We start from the raw sequence: 18938 nt of genomic DNA, 5'->3' as shown, positions 1-18938 counted from the left end.
GGCAGCGACTTCCCCTACCTTGGGCTGCCCCCAAGTATCTGAAGGAGACGCTGGATCTGCTTGTCAGGATTCATTTCCGGTCGCAGAGAATACGCTTTTGCTGCTTCGGACTTCTCTGTCCAGAATGCCTCGTCGTGCCATAGTCGCCGTACGGCCTCAGCCCACACTGATGCCGGCGCGTCAGGCTCGATTATCATCCCGCCTGGCCCGATTGCCTCCGGGAGGCCCCCGCGTCGGCTTCCCACGACAGGAATTCCGTTTATGTGCGCCTCCGCAGCGACCCTGCCGAAAGCTTCTTCCCAGCGACTTGGAGCGAGTACGATCCTTGCATTGGCATACACGGACTTCATGTCTCTGGTCGGCGGCATTAGACTGACGTTGTTTATTGTTGCCAGCTGGCGATCAAGGCTCGCCTGATCTGACTGGGACAGACCCCAAGACCTAACGAAACGAAACTGGATTTCTGGACATAAGCGGGCGACCTCGATCGCTAAGTCTACGCCTTTTTGAGGATGCGGGTTGATGAAGGTTACGTTCAAACCTGCAACCTTGGTTGCATATTCTTCACGCGCCACAATGGGATAAACAACTGGAGCAGCAATTCCGCATCGGCTCTCAAACCACAACGCCGTAAACTGAGAGTTCGCTATGAATTCGACGTTCTTCAGAGCACTGGGATCTCCGCCCCAAGCATCTGCTTCGGCATTTCGCAGATAAATAAAGCGCCTGACGGGTGTACCTTCCAGTGCTACTGCCAGTTTGACAGGGTATTGTGACTGCAGTATCGCAACGTCCGGCTTGAAATAAGTGGCGACCTCCCCTGCTGCTTGCCACGCGAACCAGGCTCGAAACACGGGGTACCCAAGCAACGAGTCTTGAACGAACGATCGTCTGCCAAGCTTTAGCGAAATCCTGCTTCGGATACCCAGCCAACCGTCACCTTGCAATCCGCCCAACACAGCTACGTCGTGGCCGTGCCTTGCGAATCCGAGGGCGAGATCATGAGTGCTCGATTGAGCACCGCCCAACATCTGAGGAATGTACGGATGCGCGCTCCCGAACAAAATTCTCATGCATTAGCCCGTTCTTGCACAAGGAGGTGACTTATCATCGCCCGTTCAAGCAGAGGCATGAGGAACCTTACCTTTGATCCTGTTGAGCCTGCTGCCAGCCAACAAGCTTAGCGCCTGTCTGGTGAGATCCTGTAGCATCGCCCTGGCTGATGGGAACAGCACTGCCGTTGCCAAAAACACGACATAGGCCGACACAAGCATGCTGATGAGGGCTACCGGGCCAGACTGAAGCGTACCGAGTACGACAGTGACCGCCAATGCGGTCGGCAGCAGCGCCACAACATAGGGTCCGATGATTGCAAATAGCATCTTCGTTGTGATTGGTCCCTTGCGTGTGGATGCCCACCACAACAAGGGTCCCTGCACGCAGCCCGTAATGATGTAGCAGGCTGCGACCCCCATTACTCCCCATTGCAGGCCGACAACAAAGGAGACGCTAAAGGCGATGGAGCTCAGCAGGCCGTAGTTCCTCATTTCGTCCGTGCGGTCTTGGGTCGTGAAAGTCCAGCCAGTGCTGTTGCTTATGGGTGCGAAAAGGGCTCCTACGGCCAAGACCTGGAACACAGGACCTGCGGCAGCCCACTGGCTGCCAAGAACTGTCTCCACCAGCAGCGGTCCAGCGACGCAGGCAACGATCACCCCGGGATAGGTCAGGATAATGATCAGCGACAACAACCGCTGATATATCCTCCGGTACTTCAGAGTGTCCCCTAAGCTCCTAGCCAGAATGGGCGTGGCAACCTTGCCGATGGGGCCGTTGATTTGGGCCAATGGCAGCAACAGCAACTTGTATGCCCTGTCGTAATACCCAAGCTGCACATCCCCCAGAAAGCGGCCGATCAAAACGTTGTCCAGATTGCGCGCAAAGTAATTGCAGACGTTGAAAGCAGTAACGTTCCCTCCAAATCCCAGGAGCGAGCGGGCGGTCGGAACCATCGCGAAGCCGGACGGTCGCCAACCAGCCAGAACCCAGCTCAGCGAGACGGCAGTCAGCGTGGTGAGCGCCTGGCTGATCACAATGGCCCAGTATTGGGCGCCTTGAATCGCTGCCACAATGCCGGCCAGCGCGCCCACAACGAACGAGATAATGTCGATTGCTGCAAGCGAACCGAACCTCAGGTTTCGGTTCAGCAGCGCCCCATGCTGTATGCCTAGTCCGCCAACCATCATGATTGCGCCCAGAGCCATGATGATCAGCGCGACGCTCGGCTCGCCGTAAAATGCGGCGCCGAGCGGAGCGGCGAGGATGACGATCAGCCCCATGCCGATGCTGACCGCGGCGCTGATCCAGAACATGAAACTCAATTCGGTCTGGTTAATTTTGGGTCGCTGTACTGTGGCTTGTGTCAGTCCCAGATCAGCAAAGAGCTGAACAAACCCCAAGATAGGCGCTGCCATCGCCAGCAGCCCAAAATGTTCCGGCAGAAGCAGCCGCGCCATTATGATCGAAGTGATGAACTGCAGAACAAACCGGAGCAGCTGCGCTGCAAAACTGATCGCCAGGCCGTATCCTGAAGCCTTCTTCAGTGATGCCTCCCCAGGCGTTTGAACATCCTCTTCTGCCGGGCCTGACGGACGACCGGGAGGCAAAAACTTCCGAGCGATCTTGCTCGCTAACCAGGCCAGACCAGCGGGGGAACACATTGCGCGACGGGCAGCCTGCAACCGTCTGCCGGGAGCTTGTGAGGCCCAGTACCGATCAAGCTCCAGGCTCCTCAGAGCCCCAATGCGTCGTGCCAGCAGGTTGCGTAGACGAGGGTCGTGTTTCGCTTCAGCCCCGCCAAGCAGGTTTTGAGATTGCCGGATCAGTCCGCGGTCATTGATCACCGTGCGGCTCTGACCGGAATCACGGGTGGTGTAGAGGTAACCACATTGGCTACGGCACAGACCGTAGCGCGCCCCGGCCAGAAGGGCCGTGAAGATCAACTCGAAATCTTCGCCATGTCTGGTATCGGTGGGATATTGCAGCTCGTGTTTCTGCCAGAAATCCCGATTGAAAATGGGCTTTAGCAATCCGAAATCGGGCTCGACATTGTAGGGGCGAGCTCCGGTCAAAAAGGCATAACGATCAAGCAGTTGGTTTGCTGGCTCGACCCTGAATGCCGGTTCGCTCACGGTCCCGTCAGATGCGCTATAGAACGCAAAATTGTCGGTTACGATGTCGAGGTGGAGCGCAACAGCCGTTCGAACCAGCGCTTCTAGACGCCCCGGCAGAAAGGCATCGTCCGCGTCCAACACAGCGATCCAGTCTCCAACAGCGGCTTCAAACCCCCGGTTTCGCGCCGTCGATGGCCCTGCATTGTGATCAGAAAGCAGAACGCGAACTCGAGCATCGGTAGCAGCAACCCCCTGCAAGACCGCGACGGTGTCATCGGTGGAGGCATCATCAACGATGATCAGTTCCACCTGCACGCCCGTCTGCGCCAAGGCAGAGGCAATCGCACGGTCAATGAAGCCCGCACAATTGTATGCTGCAATCACAACACTCACCCGCGGGAGCATCTCGGCCGGCTTGAGCTCAGTCGGGCAGCGAGCAATAGCTGCAGGTGATTGGTGTTCGCTCAATCAGGTTGTTCCGTCTGAATGTTAGGTCCACCCAATAAGCAAGGTGATGTGGCAACTGGCCGAAGCCACTAAGCCCATGCGGAACACCAGACTGCATAGAACGTACAAACCCCTACCAGCCTTCCAGGACGCCACGGCTGGAGTAGAACTTGTTCCCATGGGACGGCTGATTTCACACCCGGGGAATGGAGAAGGCGCTTGTACGGTAGCTATCGGGCAAGAAGGCTTGCTGACAAAATCAGCGACCAGTTCAGGCTGCAAAGGGCCTTACATCGGACGAGACATTTTCCAAGGGTGGTGGCTAAAGCTCCCCACGGACTGGGAGCTCCACTCACCATTACGCTCACATCATATCCTCGCCGCTTTCCCCATCTCGGCAAGACCATACGTAGCCTGCTCGACCAGACTGTTCTCCCGGATCGCGTCGTCTTATGGGTGAGCGAGCGGGATCGTGGCCAGCTCCCTTCCGACACCAGCGCTCTACAATCCTTTGGCCTAGAGATCCGCGAATGCGCCGACCTTGGATCCTATAAGAAGCTGATACCGGCACTTGATGTGTGGCCGGGAAACTATTTCGTAACTGCAGATGACGATGTTTATTACCCGCCACGTTGGCTGGAAAGCTTGGTTGCCGTGGCGCGGGAAAAGCCCAGTGCCGTTGTTGGGGCGCGGGTTCATCTCGCCCGGCTAGACGCCCTTGGTTGCCTCGAACCTTATCGGACGTGGGATCATGCAACAAGGCTGCGGCAGGCAGAAGGAGCCAAGCACCGGCTGTTTCCCACCGGGGTTGGTGGTGTGCTTTACCCGCCCAGAGCCTTCTCAGACGAAGTCACTAGTGAGAGTGCCTTCAAGCGGCTATGTCCGCGCGGCGATGATATCTGGTTCTTCTGGATGAGCCGGCTTGCCGGAACCGAACAATGTCGCGCCCGTGACTGGTTCGACATTGTTGAATGGCCCGAAACCGACCTTGACGCCTTGTGGCACCAGAATGTCGGGGGCGGCGGCAATGATGAGCAGATCAGGGCGATGGAAGCGTCCTATGGCTTGATACCCTAGCCATAGGACGAGATCGCAGGTCGGGCATTCCGACCTGCTGAGTTTCAACTTCTTACCCCACCCCCACTTCGCTGGCCGCGACTGCGGCCATGTTGACGATGCCGCGGCTGGTGACGGAGGGGGCGAGGATGTGGGCGGGTTGGTTGGTGCCCATGAGGATGGGACCGATCGGGAGGGCGTTGTTGAGCTCCTTGAGCAGCGTCATGGAAAGGTTGGCTGCTTCCAGATTGGGGAAGATCAGCAGATTGGCTTCGCCGCGCAGGAGCGAGTTGGGGACATAGCGCTCGCGCAGGTTTTCGTTGATCGCCAGATCCCCCTGCATTTCGCCGTCGACCACGAGGTCAGGCGCGACCTGTTGCAGCTTTTCGAACACTTCGCGCATCTTGAGGCTCGTGGCGCCCTCGCGCGAGCCAAAATTGGAATAGCTCAGCAGCGCCGCCCGCGCCTCGATATTGAAGCGCTTGAGGTGGTCGCGCGCCTGCAGCGTGATGGCCACGATCTCGTCGGCGCTGGGATCGATGTTGACATAGGTGTCGGCGAGGAAAAACACGCCGCGGCTCATTACCAGCATGGAAAGCGCCGAAAGCTGGCGCGACTGCGGCGCGAGGCCAATGATCGACTGGATATCACGCGCATGCTTGATGAAGCGCCCCTGCAATCCGCAGATCAGCGCATCGGCTTCGCCGCGCTTGACGGCCAAGGCGCCAATGACGGTGGTGTTGGTGCGCACAATGGTGCGGGCCGTGTCGGGGGTAACGCCCTTGCGGCCCACCAGCGAGTGGAACAGGTCCACATAGTCGCGATAGCGCGGATCGTCCTCGGGGTTGATGACGTCAAAATCGCGCCCGGCCTGCAGCGTCAGGCCGAAGCGGGCGATGCGCTGCTCGATCACCGAAGGGCGGCCGATCAGGATCGCGCGGCCCATCTTGTCTTCCAGCAGCACCTGGGTGGCGCGCAGCACGCGCTCGTCCTCGCCATCGGCAAAGGCGATGCGCTTGAGGCTTTCCTGAGCCCGCTCGATCATGGGCTTCATGACGAGGCCCGAGCGATACACAAAGCGGTGCAGCGTGTCGCGATAGGCAGCCCAGTCCTCGATCGGGCGCTGGGCGACACCCGTGTCCATGGCCGCCTTTGCTACGGCGGGGGCGATGCGCAGGATCAGGCGCTGATCAAATGGATTGGGGATGAGATAGTCCGGCCCAAAAATGGCAGGCACGCCATGGCTGCTGGCTTCGAGGCCCGGCTCATGGGCGAGCTGGGCGATCGCTTCGGCCGCGGCGGCTTTCATCGCCTCGTTGATGACGGTCGCGCCGCAATCGAGCGCCCCGCGGAACAGGAACGGGAAGCAGAGGACATTGTTGACCTGGTTGGGATAGTCCGAGCGCCCCGTGCAGATCATCGCGTCCGGCCGCGCTTCGCGGGCGAGTTCGGGCATGATCTCGGGGATGGGGTTGGACAGCGCCAGGATCAGCGGATTGGGCGCCATGTCGCGCATCATTTCGGGCTTGAGCGCGCCGGCCTTGGACAGCCCGACATAGATATCGGCCCCGGCCATGACTTCGCTGAGCTCGGTCTTGTCGGTGTCCTGCGCGAAGGCACCGCGCCAGCGATCGACGGAGTTGTCGCGCTTGCGGGTGACGAGGCCCTTGCTATCGGCGATCCAGATGTTTTCGCGCCTGGCGCCGACGGCGATCAGCATGTTCATGCAGGCAATGGCCGCCGCGCCCGCGCCAGAGGTAACGATCTTGGCCTTGGCGATGTCCTTGCCCACAAGGCGCATGGCGTTGATCACGGCAGCGGCTACGATGATGGCGGTGCCGTGCTGGTCGTCATGAAACACCGGGATGTTCATGCGCTCGCGCAGCGCTTCCTCGATCTCGAAGCACTCGGGGGCCTTGATGTCCTCTAGATTGATGCCGCCAAAGCTGGGTTCGAGCGGGGCCACGATCTCGATGAAACGCTTGGGGTCCTGCTCGTTGACCTCCAGATCGATGGAATCGATGCCGGCGAACTTCTTGAACAGCACCGCCTTGCCTTCCATCACCGGCTTGGAGGCCAGCGCGCCAATATTGCCCAGGCCCAGCACGGCGGTGCCGTTGGAAATCACGGCAACCAGATTGCCCTTGGAGGTGTATTTGTAGGCGGCCTGGGGATCGGCGGCGATTTCCTCGCAGGGAATCGCCACGCCGGGCGAATAGGCCAGCGACAGATCACGGGTGTTGGCGAGGGGCTTGGTCGCCACGATCTCGAGCTTGCCGGGCTTGGGATATTCGTGGAAATGCAGCGCGGCGTCGCGCAGGCTCGTGGTGTTGTCGTCGGCCATGGGTGGTTTCCTTTTCGGCAGCAGTTCGGGCGAGCCGTTCCGCCGTTAACATGCACGCGCAGCCAGGGCATGGCAAAACACCTCTGGTGTTGCCGCTGCGCAAGCGCAGCTTCCTGAGACCAGTTGCCGCGCGGCGTGAAAAGCTATGCTTTGGTCGTATGGCCCTGAGGTTTAGAGCTCTTGAGGTTAAGGTCAGAAGGCTCCTCAGGAGGAGTGAGGGGGCAACGTCGATGCTTCAATGGACGTTCCCCTCGGCAGCATCCCTGCGTGGCTTGTCTGTGCGCGCTTGGATCGCTAGAGGCTACGGGTCCATAGCCGGGCATAGTTAGGGAGGCTCTCGATGAGCAACAGAGAGCTGGCAGTGACTATCATCGGCGGGGGTGCCAGCGGCGTGTTGCTGGCCGCCCATTTGCTGCGCGATCCGGCCGCCGATATCCGCGTGACCCTTTTGGAGCGCCGGGGACAGGTTGGGCAAGGCGTCGCTTATTCCGCGACTCAGCGCGACCACAAGGTCAATGTGCCCGCCCGTGGCATGAGCGCCTTTGCCGATGATCCCGATCATTTCTGGCGCTGGCTGCAGGCCCGGGACTATCCGGCGCCCACCGGCTCCTGGGTCTTCGTGCCGCGCCGGCTGTATGGGGCTTATCTCGAGGATGTGCTTGCCGAAGCAGCCCAGGCGCGACCGGGGCGGCTCGTCGTGCTTAACGAAGAAGTTGTGCGCCTCACCGAAGGCCGGGGCGAGGTGGAAACGCTGCTCGCCAACGGGTCGAGCATCACCAGCCGGTTTGCCGTGCTGGCGGTGGGGCACGAAACCCAGCCGGCCCGCGGACGCGGCATTGCCGTGCGCGTCGGCTCGGAGGCCGATACGCCGCTTGATCCAGATGCGCCGGTGATGATCCTGGGCTCGGGTCTTTCCATGGTAGATGCCTGGCTGTCCCTAGCGAAAGCCGAGCATCGCGGCCCAACGCTCGTCGTGTCGCGCAATGGGCTGCTGCCCAAGGGGCACCGCGATGTTCCCCCGCTCAGCATCGCGGAGGCCGATGTGCCCTTTGGCGCGTCCCTGCCCGAATTCATGGGCTGGTTCCGGGGCCTTGTGGCGCAGACCGAGGCGAATGGTGGCGACTGGCGCAGCGTCGTTGATGGCCTTCGCCCTTATAACCAGCGCATCTGGCAGAGCTGGTCCGATCACACGCGTCGCCAGGCGCTGCGCCATTTGCGGCCGTGGTGGAACATTCACCGCCACCGGCTGCCACCCGAGCTGCATCAGCGTCTCGAGGAAGCGGTCACCGAGGGTCAGGTGAGCCTCGTCGCGGCCGAGTTTGTCGGCATCGACCGCGCTCCAGAAGGGGTCCGTGCCACCATCCGCCGCCGGGGCACGCAGGAGCGCGAAACGCTCGATATCGCCCGGGTCTATGATTGCGGCGGGGTGAGCGTCGATGTGCTTTCGAGCTCCAATCCGGTGATCCGCGACCTCGTGGCCAGCGGCGCCGCCCGCCCCGACCCGCTCCATATCGGGCTCGATGTCAGCCCCGACTGCTTTGTGGTCAATGCCGAAGGGCAGCCCTCGCGGCACCTGCTGGCGCTCGGTCCGCTGACGCGCGGGCGGTTCTTCGAGATCGAGGCCGTGCCCGATATCCGGGTGCAAGCCGCCGCGATCGCGCGCAAGATCCTCGAGAGTTAGGGGCTTCCCTGCCCCGCTACTCGCTGGTGTCCTTGTCGCGCAGCTTGTTGAAGGCGACCGCGAGCACGATGGCCGAGCCCACAAAGGTGCCCTGCCAGAACGTGCTGATCCCCAGGAGGATCAGGCTGTTGCGGATCACCTCGATCAGCGCCGCGCCCATCACCGCCCCGAGCGCCGAGCCGCTGCCGCCGGAGAGATTGGCGCCCCCGATCACGGCCGCCGCGATCACCGTCAGTTCCATGCCGGTGCCCAGCCCGGTGCTGACGCCTCCGAGCCAGCCCACTTCGAGAAAGCCTGTGAGGCCGGCGGTGAAGGCGGCGAACATATAGACCGAAACCTTGACGGCCTTGACCGGAATGCCGGTGAGGACGGCGGCATGTTCATTGCCGCCGATGGCCAGTACATGGCGGCCCCATTTGGTCCAGCGGAAAGCAAAGCCCGTGACCAGCGCCAGGGCAATCATCACCAGCAGCGGATTGGGTACGGGGAGCCCAAAGAACACCACCGAGCCCCCGCCAATGGCAAACAGCAGCCCCTGGTCGGGCCCGAATTCGTAGATCAGCTTGTTGTTGGACAGCACCATGCCCAGCGAGCGGGCGATCGACATCATGCCCAGCGTCACCACGAAAGGCGGCATGCCCAGAACCGCGACAAAGACCCCGTTGACGAGGCCGATCAGCAGCGCTGCCCCCAAAGCTGCCGGCATGGCGATACCCAATGGCAGCCCGCTGGCCATCAGCGTGCTGGTGACAATGGCGGCGACCAGCACGGTCGAGCCCACCGAAAGATCGATCCCTCCCGTCATGATCACCGCGGTCATGCCCAGCGCGATGATGCCGACAAAGGCGAAGTTGCGGGTGACGTTGAAGAGGTTCTGCGCCGTGCCAAAGGTCGAGGTGTAGAGCGACAGGAAGAGGCAGGCCCCGAGGGTAGCGACCACCACCCAGAACACTTGCCGGCTGAGCAGCCAGGGGAGGAAACCGCGATGGGTTTGCTGGTCGATCGCGCTCGAAAGGGATGAATCGGCGGCCATCTCTGTTGCTCCCTAGACCTGTTCGATGGCGCCGGTGATGAGGCCGGTGACCTCCTGGGGCGAGGAGTCGGCGACGCGCTTGTCGCCAACCTTACGCCCCCGCCGCAGCACGATCAGCCGGTCGCAAACTTCGAAAATATCGGGGATGCGGTGGCTGATCAGCACTACGGCCATGCCCTGGTCCTTGAGGCGCCGGATGAGGTTGAGCACTTCGGCCACCTGGCGCACGCTGATGGCCGCCGTCGGCTCGTCCATCAGCACGATCTTGGGGTTGGATAGCCGCGTTCGCGCAATCGCCACGGCCTGGCGCTGCCCGCCCGACATACGCCGCACCACATCGCGCGGCCGGGTTTCGGACTTCAGCTCGGCAAACAGCTCCCCTGCCCGCCTGTACATGCCGCGATAATCGAGAATGCCAAAGCCATTGGTGAGCTCGCGGCCCATGAAGATATTGGCGGCCGCGGTCAGATTGTCGGCCAGCGCCAGGTCCTGGTAGACGATCTCGATTCCCTTGGTGCGCGCGTCCTTAGGGCTATGCAGATCGGTCTTTTGCCCATCGATCCGGATTTCGCCGCTGCTCGGGTGGAAGTTACCGGCGATGATCTTGACCAGGGTCGACTTGCCCGCGCCATTGTCGCCCACCAGCCCCACGCATTCCCCGGCATTGAGCGTGAGGGAAACATCACTCAGGGCCTGGATCGCACCATAGTGCTTGGACACGTGGTCCAGCTCCAACACGCTCATGCCATCGCTCCTCGCCCCGGCGGTTTGCCCGCCTCCTTTGCCGGCAAGCTTAGGTTGGCCCAGTCGGGCACGTCAATGCTCCTGCTCGGCTGAGCCAAGCACAACCGCTCGAACTAGCCAGTTGACTTCGCGCTTGCGGGTACTAAGCATTGTATTGTGAGGAGGCTGGCGGCTTTTCAGCCAGTTGAAGACCCCGACTTTATTGAAGCCGACTGAGGAGCGGGCGTGTTGTCCGTGTCTGCTTATTGTTGCGGGCCAACGAGCCCGAGCTGAGAATATGGGAGTGAGACAATGAACACCAAACTTTGGCTGCTGCTCGCCGGCAGCGCCCTCGTCATGGCCTGCAATCCGGTCATGGCGCAGGACAAGAAAGAACTCGCCATCGTCGTCAAGGGCCTCGACAATCCCTATTTCGAGGAGATGCACCAGGGCTGCGAGTTGTGGAACGAGGAAAACCCGGATTCCGAGTATATCTGCACCTATACCGGCCCCGCCTTGTCATCGGATGAAGCAGGCGAGGTGCAGATTGTGGACGATCTGCTGACCCGCGGCGTTGCCGCCATGGCGATCTCGCCGTCCAACGCCCCGGCCATGGCGAACCTCTTGCGCCAGCGCGCGCCCACCATCCCGACCATGACCATCGATGCCGATCTGCTGGAAGCCGATGCCGATCTGCGCAAGGGCTTCATCGGGCACTCCAATTATCTGCTCGGCGAGGAAATCGCCAAGGAGCTGATGGCGCTCAAGCCCGAGGGCGGCACGGTCTGCTTCCAGCTCGGCAATGTGGCGGCGGCCAACATCAATGAGCGCGTCGCCGGCGCGCGCGACACGCTCGCGGGCGCCGAAAACACCGACCGCCTCACCGGTCAAGGTGGCTGGACCGAAGTGGAAGGCTGCCCCATCTACACCAATGACGACTCGGCGCTGGCCAATACCCAGCTCACCGACGTGCTGACCGCCAATCCCGATATCGACGCCCTCTTCCTCGTTGGCGGCTGGGCCCAGTTCAGCCCGCAGGCCTATACCCAGGTCACCGACCCGATCATGGACAAGCTCCAATCCAAGGAGATCGTGATCGTATCCTCCGACTTGCTCGACACCCAGGTCCAGGCGTTCAAGCAAGGCCGTTCGCACGCCAATGTGGCCCAGCAGCCCTTCGAGATGGGCCACCAGGCCCCCGACCTGATGATCAAGCTGATCGAAGGCGAGCCGGTGGAAGAATTCACCTATCTCGAATTCAACAAGTGCACCCAGGCCGATCCCGGCGCCTGCCAATAGTTCAGCCCAGTGATCGCCGTGGCGGGGCGCTCCCGGAGCGTTCCGCCGCCTGCCTTTCTCCCAACAACCGGCAGACCGGGTGTGACCGTGGCGGCGAGCGCGCCGCGGCACGCCTTTGCCGCGCCATGGTGCCCTATGCCTTCCGACGCCAAACCCCTCATCATCAGCGCGCCCCAACCCCGCAGCATCGATCTCATCTTCACGCCCGAAGCGCGCGCCGCGCTGTTGGCCCGCTATCGGGTGCTCGAGATCGAGCCAACCGCGCTCGATGCCGTCCCCGGAGAAAGTCTCGCCGCGGCGCGTTATATTCTGGGTCAGCCGCCAATCAGCCCGGCCGTTCTTGACCAGCTCGCCAATCTGCGCTGCGTCTTTAATGTCGAAAGCAATCTCATCAACAACATGCCCTACGACACGTTGTTCGAGCGGGGCATCCATGTGGTCACCACCGGAGCGGTGTTTGCCGAGCCGGTAGCGGAGCTGGGCCTCGGCCTGGCGCTCGATCTGGCGCGCGGGATCAGCGGCAATGATGCGGCTTTCCGCACCGGCACCGAGCTTTGGGGCGGCGACGGCAACCGGAGCGCCCGGCTGCTGAGCGGCTCGGAGATCGGGATTATCGGCTTTGGCGATCTGGGCCGCACGCTCAATCGGCTCCTCGCCGGCTTTCGCGCCCGGATTCGCGTGTTCGACCCCTGGCTGCCACCATCGCTGCTCCAAGAGCATGGCGTCGTGCCGGCGACGCTCGACGACGTGCTGACGCAAAGCGACTTCGTGTTCGTCGTCGCGGCCGTAACCTCGGAAAACAAGGCGTTCCTTGGCGCTGAGGCCTTCAACAGTATGTGCCCGGGCGCCGCGTTCATCCTCCTCAGCCGCGCCGACGTGGTGGATTTCGAGGCGCTGATGGAGGCGGTGCGCAGCGGTCATATCCGGGCGGCAACCGATGTCTTCCCCGAAGAGCCGCTGCCCCTCAATCATCCCGCCCGCACTCTTGAGGGACTATTGCGCTCGGCGCATCGGGCGGGGGCCCTCGATATCGCCTTCAAGCGCATGGGCGACATGGTGCTCGAGGATATGGCGCTGCTCGATCGCGGCCTGCCGCCGCTGCGCGGCAAGCGGGCGGAGCGCGAAACGGTGTCCCGCATGCGCTCGAGGCCGGTCGACAAGAACTGACTGGTTAGCGGTTGCTGAGACGGCCCTCGATCTGGTCCAGGAGGGCAAAGGCAGCGGACAGCACATTGGTGCCGGGGCCAAAAATGGCCGCGACGCCCGCATCCAGCAAGAAGGCATAATCCCCTTCCGGGATCACGCCACCCACGATCACGGTGGTGTCGCCAAGTCCCCGCTCCCGCAGGGCCGCGATCAACTCGGGCACCAGCGTCAGGTGCCCGGCCGCCAGCGACGATACGCCAACGGCATCGACATCGAGCCTGGCGGCATCATCGGCCACCTCCTGCGCCGTCTGGAACAATTGCCCCAGATGCACCGCGAAGCCCAGATCGGCGAAAGCCGAAGCGATGATCTTGGCGCCGCGATCGTGCCCGTCCTGCCCCATCTTGGCCACCAGCAGCGAGGGCGCCCGGCCCCGGCTCGCCTTGAACGCGGCAACGCGCTCGGCGACGGTGCTGTATTCGGGGTCACCCTCGTAGCTGGCGGCATAGATGCCCGAGATCACCCGGTTCGTGGCCGAATGACGGCCAAACACATCTTCCAGCGCCCCACTGATTTCCCCGAGCGTGGCGCGAGCGCGCGCCGCGGCAACGGCGGCCTCGAGCAGATTGCCTTCATCCATGGCCGCCATCTCCCGCAGGGCCGCGAGCATGGATTGGCACAGGGCCTCGTCACGGGTGCGGCGCACCTGCTCCAGGACCGCGACCTGTTCGTCGCGAACCTTGGCATTGTCGATCTGGCGGGTGGCGAGCGGCTCTTCGGCATCGAGCCGGAAGCGGTTGACGCCTACGATCACGTCCTCGCCGCGGTCAATGCGGGCCTGGCGCTGCGCGGCCGCCGTTTCGATGGCGAGCTTGGGGCCACCGCTTTGCACGGCCGCCGTCATGCCGTCCATGGCCTCCACTTCCCCGATCAGCGCCTTGGCGCCGGCCACCAGTTCAGCCGTGAGCGCCTCAATATAAAACGAGCCGCCCAGCGGGTCGACCACATCGGTGATGCGGGTTTCGTGCTGGAGGATAAGTTGGGTGTTGCGCGCGATCCGGCTCGAAAACTCGGTCGGCAGGGCAATGGCTTCATCAAAGGAATTGGTGTGCAGCGACTGCGTGCCCCCCAGGGTCGCGGCCAGCGCCTCGATCGTGGTGCGGATGATATTGTTGTGCGGGTCCTGCTCGGTCAGCGACACGCCCGACGTCTGGCAATGGGTGCGCAGCATCTTGGAGCGCGGGTCCTTGGCCCCCAGCCCCGTCATGATCTCGCTCCAGAGCTGGCGCGCCGCCCGGAGCTTGGCGATCTCGAGAAAGAAGTTCATGCCGATGCCGAAGAAAAAGCTCAGCCGCCCGGCAAAGGCGTCAATATCGAGCCCGCGCCCCTGCGCCGCCCGCACATATTCGATGCCGTCGGCCAGCGTATAGGCGAGCTCCTGCACCGCCGTCGCCCCGGCCTCGTGCATGTGGTAGCCCGAAATCGAGATCGAGTTGAAGCGCGGCATGTGCCGGGCGGTATAGGCGATGATGTCGCCCACGATCCGCATGGAGGGCTCGGGCGGATAGATATAGGTGTTGCGGACCATGAACTCCTTGAGAATGTCGTTCTGGATGGTCCCTTCGAGCTTGGCCTGGGGGACGCCCTGCTCTTCGGCCGCCACGATGAACATGGCCAAGACCGGGATCACCGCGCCATTCATGGTCATCGACACGCTCATCTGGTCGAGCGGAATGCCGGCAAAGAGGATCTTCATGTCTTCGACGCTGTCGATGGCCACGCCCGCCTTGCCCACATCGCCGATCACGCGAGGATGATCGCTGTCATAGCCGCGATGGGTCGCGAGATCGAACGCCACCGACAGCCCCTTTTGCCCGCGCTCCAGCGCCTGCCGGTAAAATTCGTTGGACTCCCGGGCGGTGGAAAAGCCCGCATATTGCCGGATCGTCCAAGGCCGATTGGCATACATTGTCGCCCGAATGCCGCGCGTAAACGGCTCGGCGCCCGGCACCTCGTCCATTCGAGGCGCGTCCTCGGCGAAATACACCGGCTTGACCCGCGTGCCGCCATAATCCCGGTTGAGCGCCGCAACAGGCGTGTCGCGCAGTTCCTTTTGGGCCAGGGTAGCCCAGTGGGTGAAGTTAGTTATGGCGTCAGACATGATTACCCCCAATACGTGCCCACTCCGTCTCCAGGACAGGAAGGAGCCGCAGGCGGAGTGCGCGTGATAACCGGATGATGGAGAGGGCCTCCCTCCCCCTTGAGGGGAGGGTCGGGGTGGGGGTCCTTCGGTTCACCACGGAGCGACCCCCTCCCTCATTCCCTCCCCTCAAGGGGGAGGGAGGCGGCAGCTGCGGCAGCGGTGCAGTCCAGACCTGCATGTGCATCACACCGACTCGAATTCCATGATCACCGCGTCCACGGCCAGCACTGCGCCAGGGGCGGCGTGGATTTTGCTGACCCGGGCGCGCTTTTCGGCCTTGAGCACGTTTTCCATCTTCATCGCCTCCACGATGGCCAGAGTTTGGCCGTCCTCCACGACCTCGCCCTCGGCCACGTCGATACGAACGACCTGGCCGGGCATGGGGCAGAGCAGATACCGGCTCATATCGGGCGGCGTCTTGACCGGCATGTATTTGAGCAGGGCCGCGACATGGGGCGGCAGCACCAAAAGCTTGAGGTCGGCCCCCCGATAGCGGATGCGGCAGCCCGATGTGGTCGGCTCGACCTTGAGCACTGCCGTTTCGCCGGTCGACCACTCGATGGTGGCGAGGCTGTCGCCGGGCTGCCAGGCAAAGCTTGCGGCGGTCAGCGCCGTATCAAAGAGGTTAAGCTCCCAGCTGCCGGCCGGATCGAGGCGGTGCAGCTTGACGGGCACCTGTTCGCCCTCGATCACCACCACCCATTCGCCATAGACTTCCACCGCCCCGCCAATGGGAGAATGGGACACGAGCCCCTTGCGGTCCTCCTCGGTCAGCCGCAGCATGGCCGCCGCTGCCGCCACCTCGATCAGCCGGCCGCGTGGCAATTGCGCGCCGGCAAAACCGTCGGGAAATTCCTCGGCAATATAGCCGGTGGTCAGCCGCCCCTCGCGAAAGCGCTCCTGGTCCATGACGGCGGAGAGAAACGCCAAATTGTTGCCCACCCCTTCGACCTCGAAACTGTCGAGGGCCACCGCCATGGCTTCTACGGCCTGCAGGCGTGTGGGCGCCCAGGTACACAGCTTGGCGATCATGGGATCGTAAAAGGTCGAGATTACCCCGCCTTCGAACACGCCCGTGTCGTTGCGCACCACGAGCTCGGGCGTGTGGCTTTGGGCCGGGGGACGATAGCGCGTCAGCCGCCCGGTCGAAGGCAGGAAATTGCGATAGGGATCTTCGGCATAAAGGCGCGATTCAATGGCCCAGCCGTTCCGCTGCACCTCGGCCTGCGTCAGGGGCAGCGCTTCGCCATCCGCCACGCGCAGCATCAGTTCCACCAGATCGAGGCCGGTGATCAGCTCGGTGACGGGATGTTCCACCTGCAGGCGGGTGTTCATCTCGAGAAAATAGAAATTGCGCTCGGCATCGACGATGAACTCCACCGTTCCGGCGCTGGTATAGCCCACCGCCCTGGCCAGCGCGACCGACTGCTCGCCCATGGCCCGGCGCGTCGCTTCGTCGAGAAAGGGCGATGGCGCCTCCTCGATCACCTTCTGGTTGCGCCGCTGGATCGAGCATTCCCGCTCGTTGAGATAAAGCACATTGCCGTGGCTGTCGCCGATCAGCTGGATTTCGATATGGCGCGGTTCGGTGACGAATTTCTCGATGAAGATGCGATCATCGCCAAAGGAGGACGCCGCTTCCGACTTGGAGCGCTCAAAGCCCTCGCGCGCTTCGGCATCGGTCCAGGCAATGCGCATGCCCTTGCCGCCACCGCCCGCCGAAGCCTTGATCATCACGGGGTAGCCGATGGACTGGCTGATCGACACCGCCTCCTCGGCATCCTCGATCAGCCCCATATGTCCGGGCACGGTTGACACCCCCGCCTCGGCCGCGAGCTTCTTGGACGTGATCTTGTCACCCATCGCCTCGATCGCGCGGACGGGTGGGCCGACAAAGATGATCCCCGCGGCCTCAAGCGCCTCGGCAAAGCGCGGATTTTCCGACAAAAACCCATAGCCGGGATGCACCGCCTGCGCCCCTGTCTGGCGGCAGGCGGCGATGATCTTGTCGATCTGGAGATAAGAGTCCCGCGCCGGCGACGGCCCGATATGCACGGCCTCATCGGCCATCTGCACATGTAGGGCATCACGGTCCGCATCGGAATAAACCGCAACCGTCGCAATCCCCATCCGCTTGGCTGTTTTGATGACGCGGCAAGCAATCTCGCCCCGATTGGCGATGAGGAGTTTGGTGATGGTCATTGCTGGTCCTCATCAGAAGTCATGCGTGGGCCGTCCAGTGCACCGGCGCGGCTCCCTCCCCCACGTTGCGAGGGCTGGGGTGGGGGTACTTCGAGCCGGATCACAGCGGAATATTCCCATGCTTTTTCCTCGGCGCATGGCTCTGCTTGTGCCTCAATGTCGAAAACGCCCGGATCACGCGCCGCCTGGTGCCGTGGGGCATGATGACGTCGTCGATGAAGCCGCGTTCGGCGGCGACGAACGGGTTGGCGAAGCGCGCTTCGTAGTCCGTCGTGCGCTGGGCGATCTTGTTCTTGTCCCCCAGCTCCGAGCGATAAAGGATTTCCGTGGCGCCCTTGGCCCCCATCACCGCGATTTCCGCCGAGGGCCAAGCATAGTTCACATCGGCCTTGATGTGCTTGCTCGCCATCACGTCATAGGCCCCGCCATAGGCCTTGCGGGTGATGACGGTGACCAGCGGCACCGTGGCTTCCGCATAGGCGAAAAGGAGCTTGGCGCCATGCTTGATGATGCCGCCATATTCCTGCGCCACGCCCGGCAAAAAGCCGGGCACATCGACAAAGGTCAGCACGGGAATTTCAAAGCAGTCGCAAAAGCGGATGAACCGGGCGGCCTTCTTGCTGGCCGAAATATCGAGGCACCCCGCGAGCACCAGCGGCTGGTTGGCCACCACCCCCACCGGATGGCCATCGAGCCGGATAAAGCCGCAGAGGATATTGCCGGCGTGATCCTTGCCGATCTCGAGGAAATCGCCCTCATCGGCAACCTTCTCGATCACTTCGCGCATGTCATAGGGCTGGTTGGCGCTGTCTGGAATGATCGTATCGAGCGAAGGATCATGGCGGTTGAGCGGATCCATGGTCGGGCGGCGCGGCGGCTTCTGCCCGGCCGCGAGCGGCAGAAAGCCGAAGAGGCGCCGCACTTCAAGCAGGGTTTCGATGTCGTTCTCGAAGGCCGCATCGGCCACCGAGGAAATCCTGGTATGGGTGGAAGCGCCGCCCAGTTCCTCTTGCGTCACGCTTTCATTGGTGACCGTCTTGACCACATCTGGGCCGGTCACGAACATGTAGCTCGTGTCCTTGACCATAAAGATGAAGTCGGTCATCGCCGGGGAATAGACCGCCCCGCCCGCGCAGGGCCCCATGATCACCGAGATTTGGGGAATGGCGCCCGAAGCCTGCACATTGCGCCAGAACACATCGGCATAGCCACCGAGCGAGGCCACCCCTTCCTGGATGCGGGCGCCGCCGCTGTCATTGAGCCCGATTACCGGCGCGCCGTTCTGCATGGCCAGATCCATGATCTTGCAGATCTTTTCGGCATGGGTTTCCGACAGCGACCCGCCGAACACGGTGAAATCCTGGGAAAACACGTAAACGAGGCGCCCCTCGATCGTGCCCCAGCCCGTCACCACACCGTCGCCGGGGATCACCGTTTCACCGATGCCGAATTCGGTCGCGCGATGGGTGACGAACATGTCGTATTCTTCGAAACTGCCGGGATCCAGCAGCACATCGAGCCGTTCGCGCGCCGTCAGCTTGCCCTTGCCGTGCTGGGTGTCGATGCGCTTTTGCCCGCCTCCCAGTCTCGCTCCGGCCCGCTTGTGTTCAAGTTCGGCAATAACGGCTTTCATG

The 18938-nt window shown here is 62.5% G+C and carries 12 protein-coding genes; 4 read left to right on the top strand and 8 right to left on the bottom strand.

Translation table 11 applies throughout. The features are described 5' to 3' along the window. Positions 1-14: 14 nt before the first annotated feature. On the bottom strand, positions 15-1073 hold the full coding sequence (locus AC3YMN_RS13470) for a glycosyltransferase (protein ID WP_489890396.1): 1059 nt from the start codon (positions 1071-1073) through the stop codon (positions 15-17). Positions 1074-1118: 45 nt separating this feature from the next. Beyond that, positions 1119-3638, bottom strand: a complete 2520-nt coding sequence (locus AC3YMN_RS13465) for an oligosaccharide flippase family protein (RefSeq protein WP_489890395.1) — start codon at positions 3636-3638, stop codon at positions 1119-1121. A gap of 297 nt (positions 3639-3935) precedes the next feature. On the opposite strand from AC3YMN_RS13465, the gene AC3YMN_RS13460 reads away from it, so the two are divergent. Beyond that, positions 3936-4694, top strand: coding sequence for a glycosyltransferase family A protein (locus tag AC3YMN_RS13460; RefSeq protein WP_489890394.1), 759 nt, complete (start codon positions 3936-3938; stop codon positions 4692-4694). 52 nt (positions 4695-4746) lie between these two features. On the opposite strand, the gene AC3YMN_RS13455 is transcribed toward AC3YMN_RS13460, so the two are convergent. Beyond that, positions 4747-7017, bottom strand: a complete 2271-nt coding sequence (locus AC3YMN_RS13455) for an NADP-dependent malic enzyme (RefSeq protein ID WP_489890393.1) — start codon at positions 7015-7017, stop codon at positions 4747-4749. A 340-nt stretch (positions 7018-7357) separates the two neighbouring features. Between AC3YMN_RS13455 and AC3YMN_RS13450 the strand changes: the two genes are divergently transcribed. Beyond that, positions 7358-8698 carry an FAD/NAD(P)-binding protein gene (locus AC3YMN_RS13450; protein ID WP_489890392.1) on the top strand — a complete coding sequence of 447 codons (1341 nt, stop codon included), beginning with the start codon at positions 7358-7360 and terminating at the stop codon, positions 8696-8698. 16 nt (positions 8699-8714) lie between these two features. Here AC3YMN_RS13450 and AC3YMN_RS13445 read toward each other — a convergent pair whose 3' ends face one another. Both AC3YMN_RS13445 and AC3YMN_RS13440 read right to left on the bottom strand, forming a co-directional pair. Then, positions 8715-9731: an ABC transporter permease gene (locus AC3YMN_RS13445; RefSeq protein WP_489890391.1), complete on the bottom strand. Its 1017-nt coding sequence runs from the start codon at positions 9729-9731 to the stop codon at positions 8715-8717. 12 nt (positions 9732-9743) lie between these two features. Next, a complete protein-coding gene (locus AC3YMN_RS13440) occupies positions 9744-10475 on the bottom strand; it encodes an ATP-binding cassette domain-containing protein (RefSeq protein WP_172122859.1) in 732 nt (243 codons plus the stop codon). A gap of 291 nt (positions 10476-10766) precedes the next feature. Between AC3YMN_RS13440 and AC3YMN_RS13435 the strand changes: the two genes are divergently transcribed. Together AC3YMN_RS13435 and AC3YMN_RS13430 are read left to right on the top strand one after the other, a co-directional pair. Then, positions 10767-11753 (top strand): substrate-binding domain-containing protein, encoded by a 987-nt coding sequence (locus AC3YMN_RS13435; protein WP_489890390.1) that lies wholly within the window; start codon positions 10767-10769, stop codon positions 11751-11753. A 135-nt stretch (positions 11754-11888) separates the two neighbouring features. Then, positions 11889-12920, top strand: coding sequence for a hydroxyacid dehydrogenase (locus AC3YMN_RS13430; RefSeq protein WP_489890389.1), 1032 nt, complete (start codon positions 11889-11891; stop codon positions 12918-12920). A 4-nt stretch (positions 12921-12924) separates the two neighbouring features. On the opposite strand, the gene scpA is transcribed toward AC3YMN_RS13430, so the two are convergent. The 3 genes from scpA to AC3YMN_RS13415 form a co-directional block, all read right to left on the bottom strand. Then, complete coding sequence (scpA, locus tag AC3YMN_RS13425; RefSeq protein ID WP_489890388.1) at positions 12925-15060, bottom strand: methylmalonyl-CoA mutase; 2136 nt, start codon at positions 15058-15060, stop codon at positions 12925-12927. Between the two features lie 225 nt (positions 15061-15285). Next, entirely contained in the window at positions 15286-17304 is a 2019-nt protein-coding gene (locus AC3YMN_RS13420) for an acetyl-CoA carboxylase biotin carboxylase subunit (protein ID WP_489890387.1), read from the bottom strand. A 100-nt stretch (positions 17305-17404) separates the two neighbouring features. Further along, positions 17405-18937: an acyl-CoA carboxylase subunit beta gene (locus AC3YMN_RS13415; protein WP_489890386.1), complete on the bottom strand. Its 1533-nt coding sequence runs from the start codon at positions 18935-18937 to the stop codon at positions 17405-17407. Position 18938 lies beyond the last annotated feature (1 nt).

The sequence above is a fragment of the Devosia sp. Z11_6 genome (genome assembly GCF_058133665.1).
Note: the sequence above shows the minus strand (reverse complement) of the source record. Positions and strands in the feature narration are given on the sequence as shown.

What these genes read in the sequence shown, in the direction of transcription:
- AC3YMN_RS13470 (WP_489890396.1), bottom strand. Translation starts at nt 1,073, where the DNA reads ATGAGAATTTTGTTCGGGAGCGCGCATCCGTACATTCCTCAGATGTTG.
- AC3YMN_RS13440 (WP_172122859.1), bottom strand. Translation starts at nt 10,475, where the DNA reads ATGAGCGTGTTGGAGCTGGACCACGTGTCCAAGCACTATGGTGCGATC.
- AC3YMN_RS13430 (WP_489890389.1), top strand. Translation starts at nt 11,889, where the DNA reads ATGCCTTCCGACGCCAAACCCCTCATCATCAGCGCGCCCCAACCCCGC.
- AC3YMN_RS13415 (WP_489890386.1), bottom strand. Translation starts at nt 18,937, where the DNA reads ATGAAAGCCGTTATTGCCGAACTTGAACACAAGCGGGCCGGAGCGAGA.
- AC3YMN_RS13420 (WP_489890387.1), bottom strand. Translation starts at nt 17,304, where the DNA reads ATGACCATCACCAAACTCCTCATCGCCAATCGGGGCGAGATTGCTTGC.
- scpA (WP_489890388.1), bottom strand. Translation starts at nt 15,060, where the DNA reads ATGTCTGACGCCATAACTAACTTCACCCACTGGGCTACCCTGGCCCAA.
- AC3YMN_RS13455 (WP_489890393.1), bottom strand. Translation starts at nt 7,017, where the DNA reads ATGGCCGACGACAACACCACGAGCCTGCGCGACGCCGCGCTGCATTTC.
- AC3YMN_RS13435 (WP_489890390.1), top strand. Translation starts at nt 10,767, where the DNA reads ATGAACACCAAACTTTGGCTGCTGCTCGCCGGCAGCGCCCTCGTCATG.
- AC3YMN_RS13445 (WP_489890391.1), bottom strand. Translation starts at nt 9,731, where the DNA reads ATGGCCGCCGATTCATCCCTTTCGAGCGCGATCGACCAGCAAACCCAT.
- AC3YMN_RS13450 (WP_489890392.1), top strand. Translation starts at nt 7,358, where the DNA reads ATGAGCAACAGAGAGCTGGCAGTGACTATCATCGGCGGGGGTGCCAGC.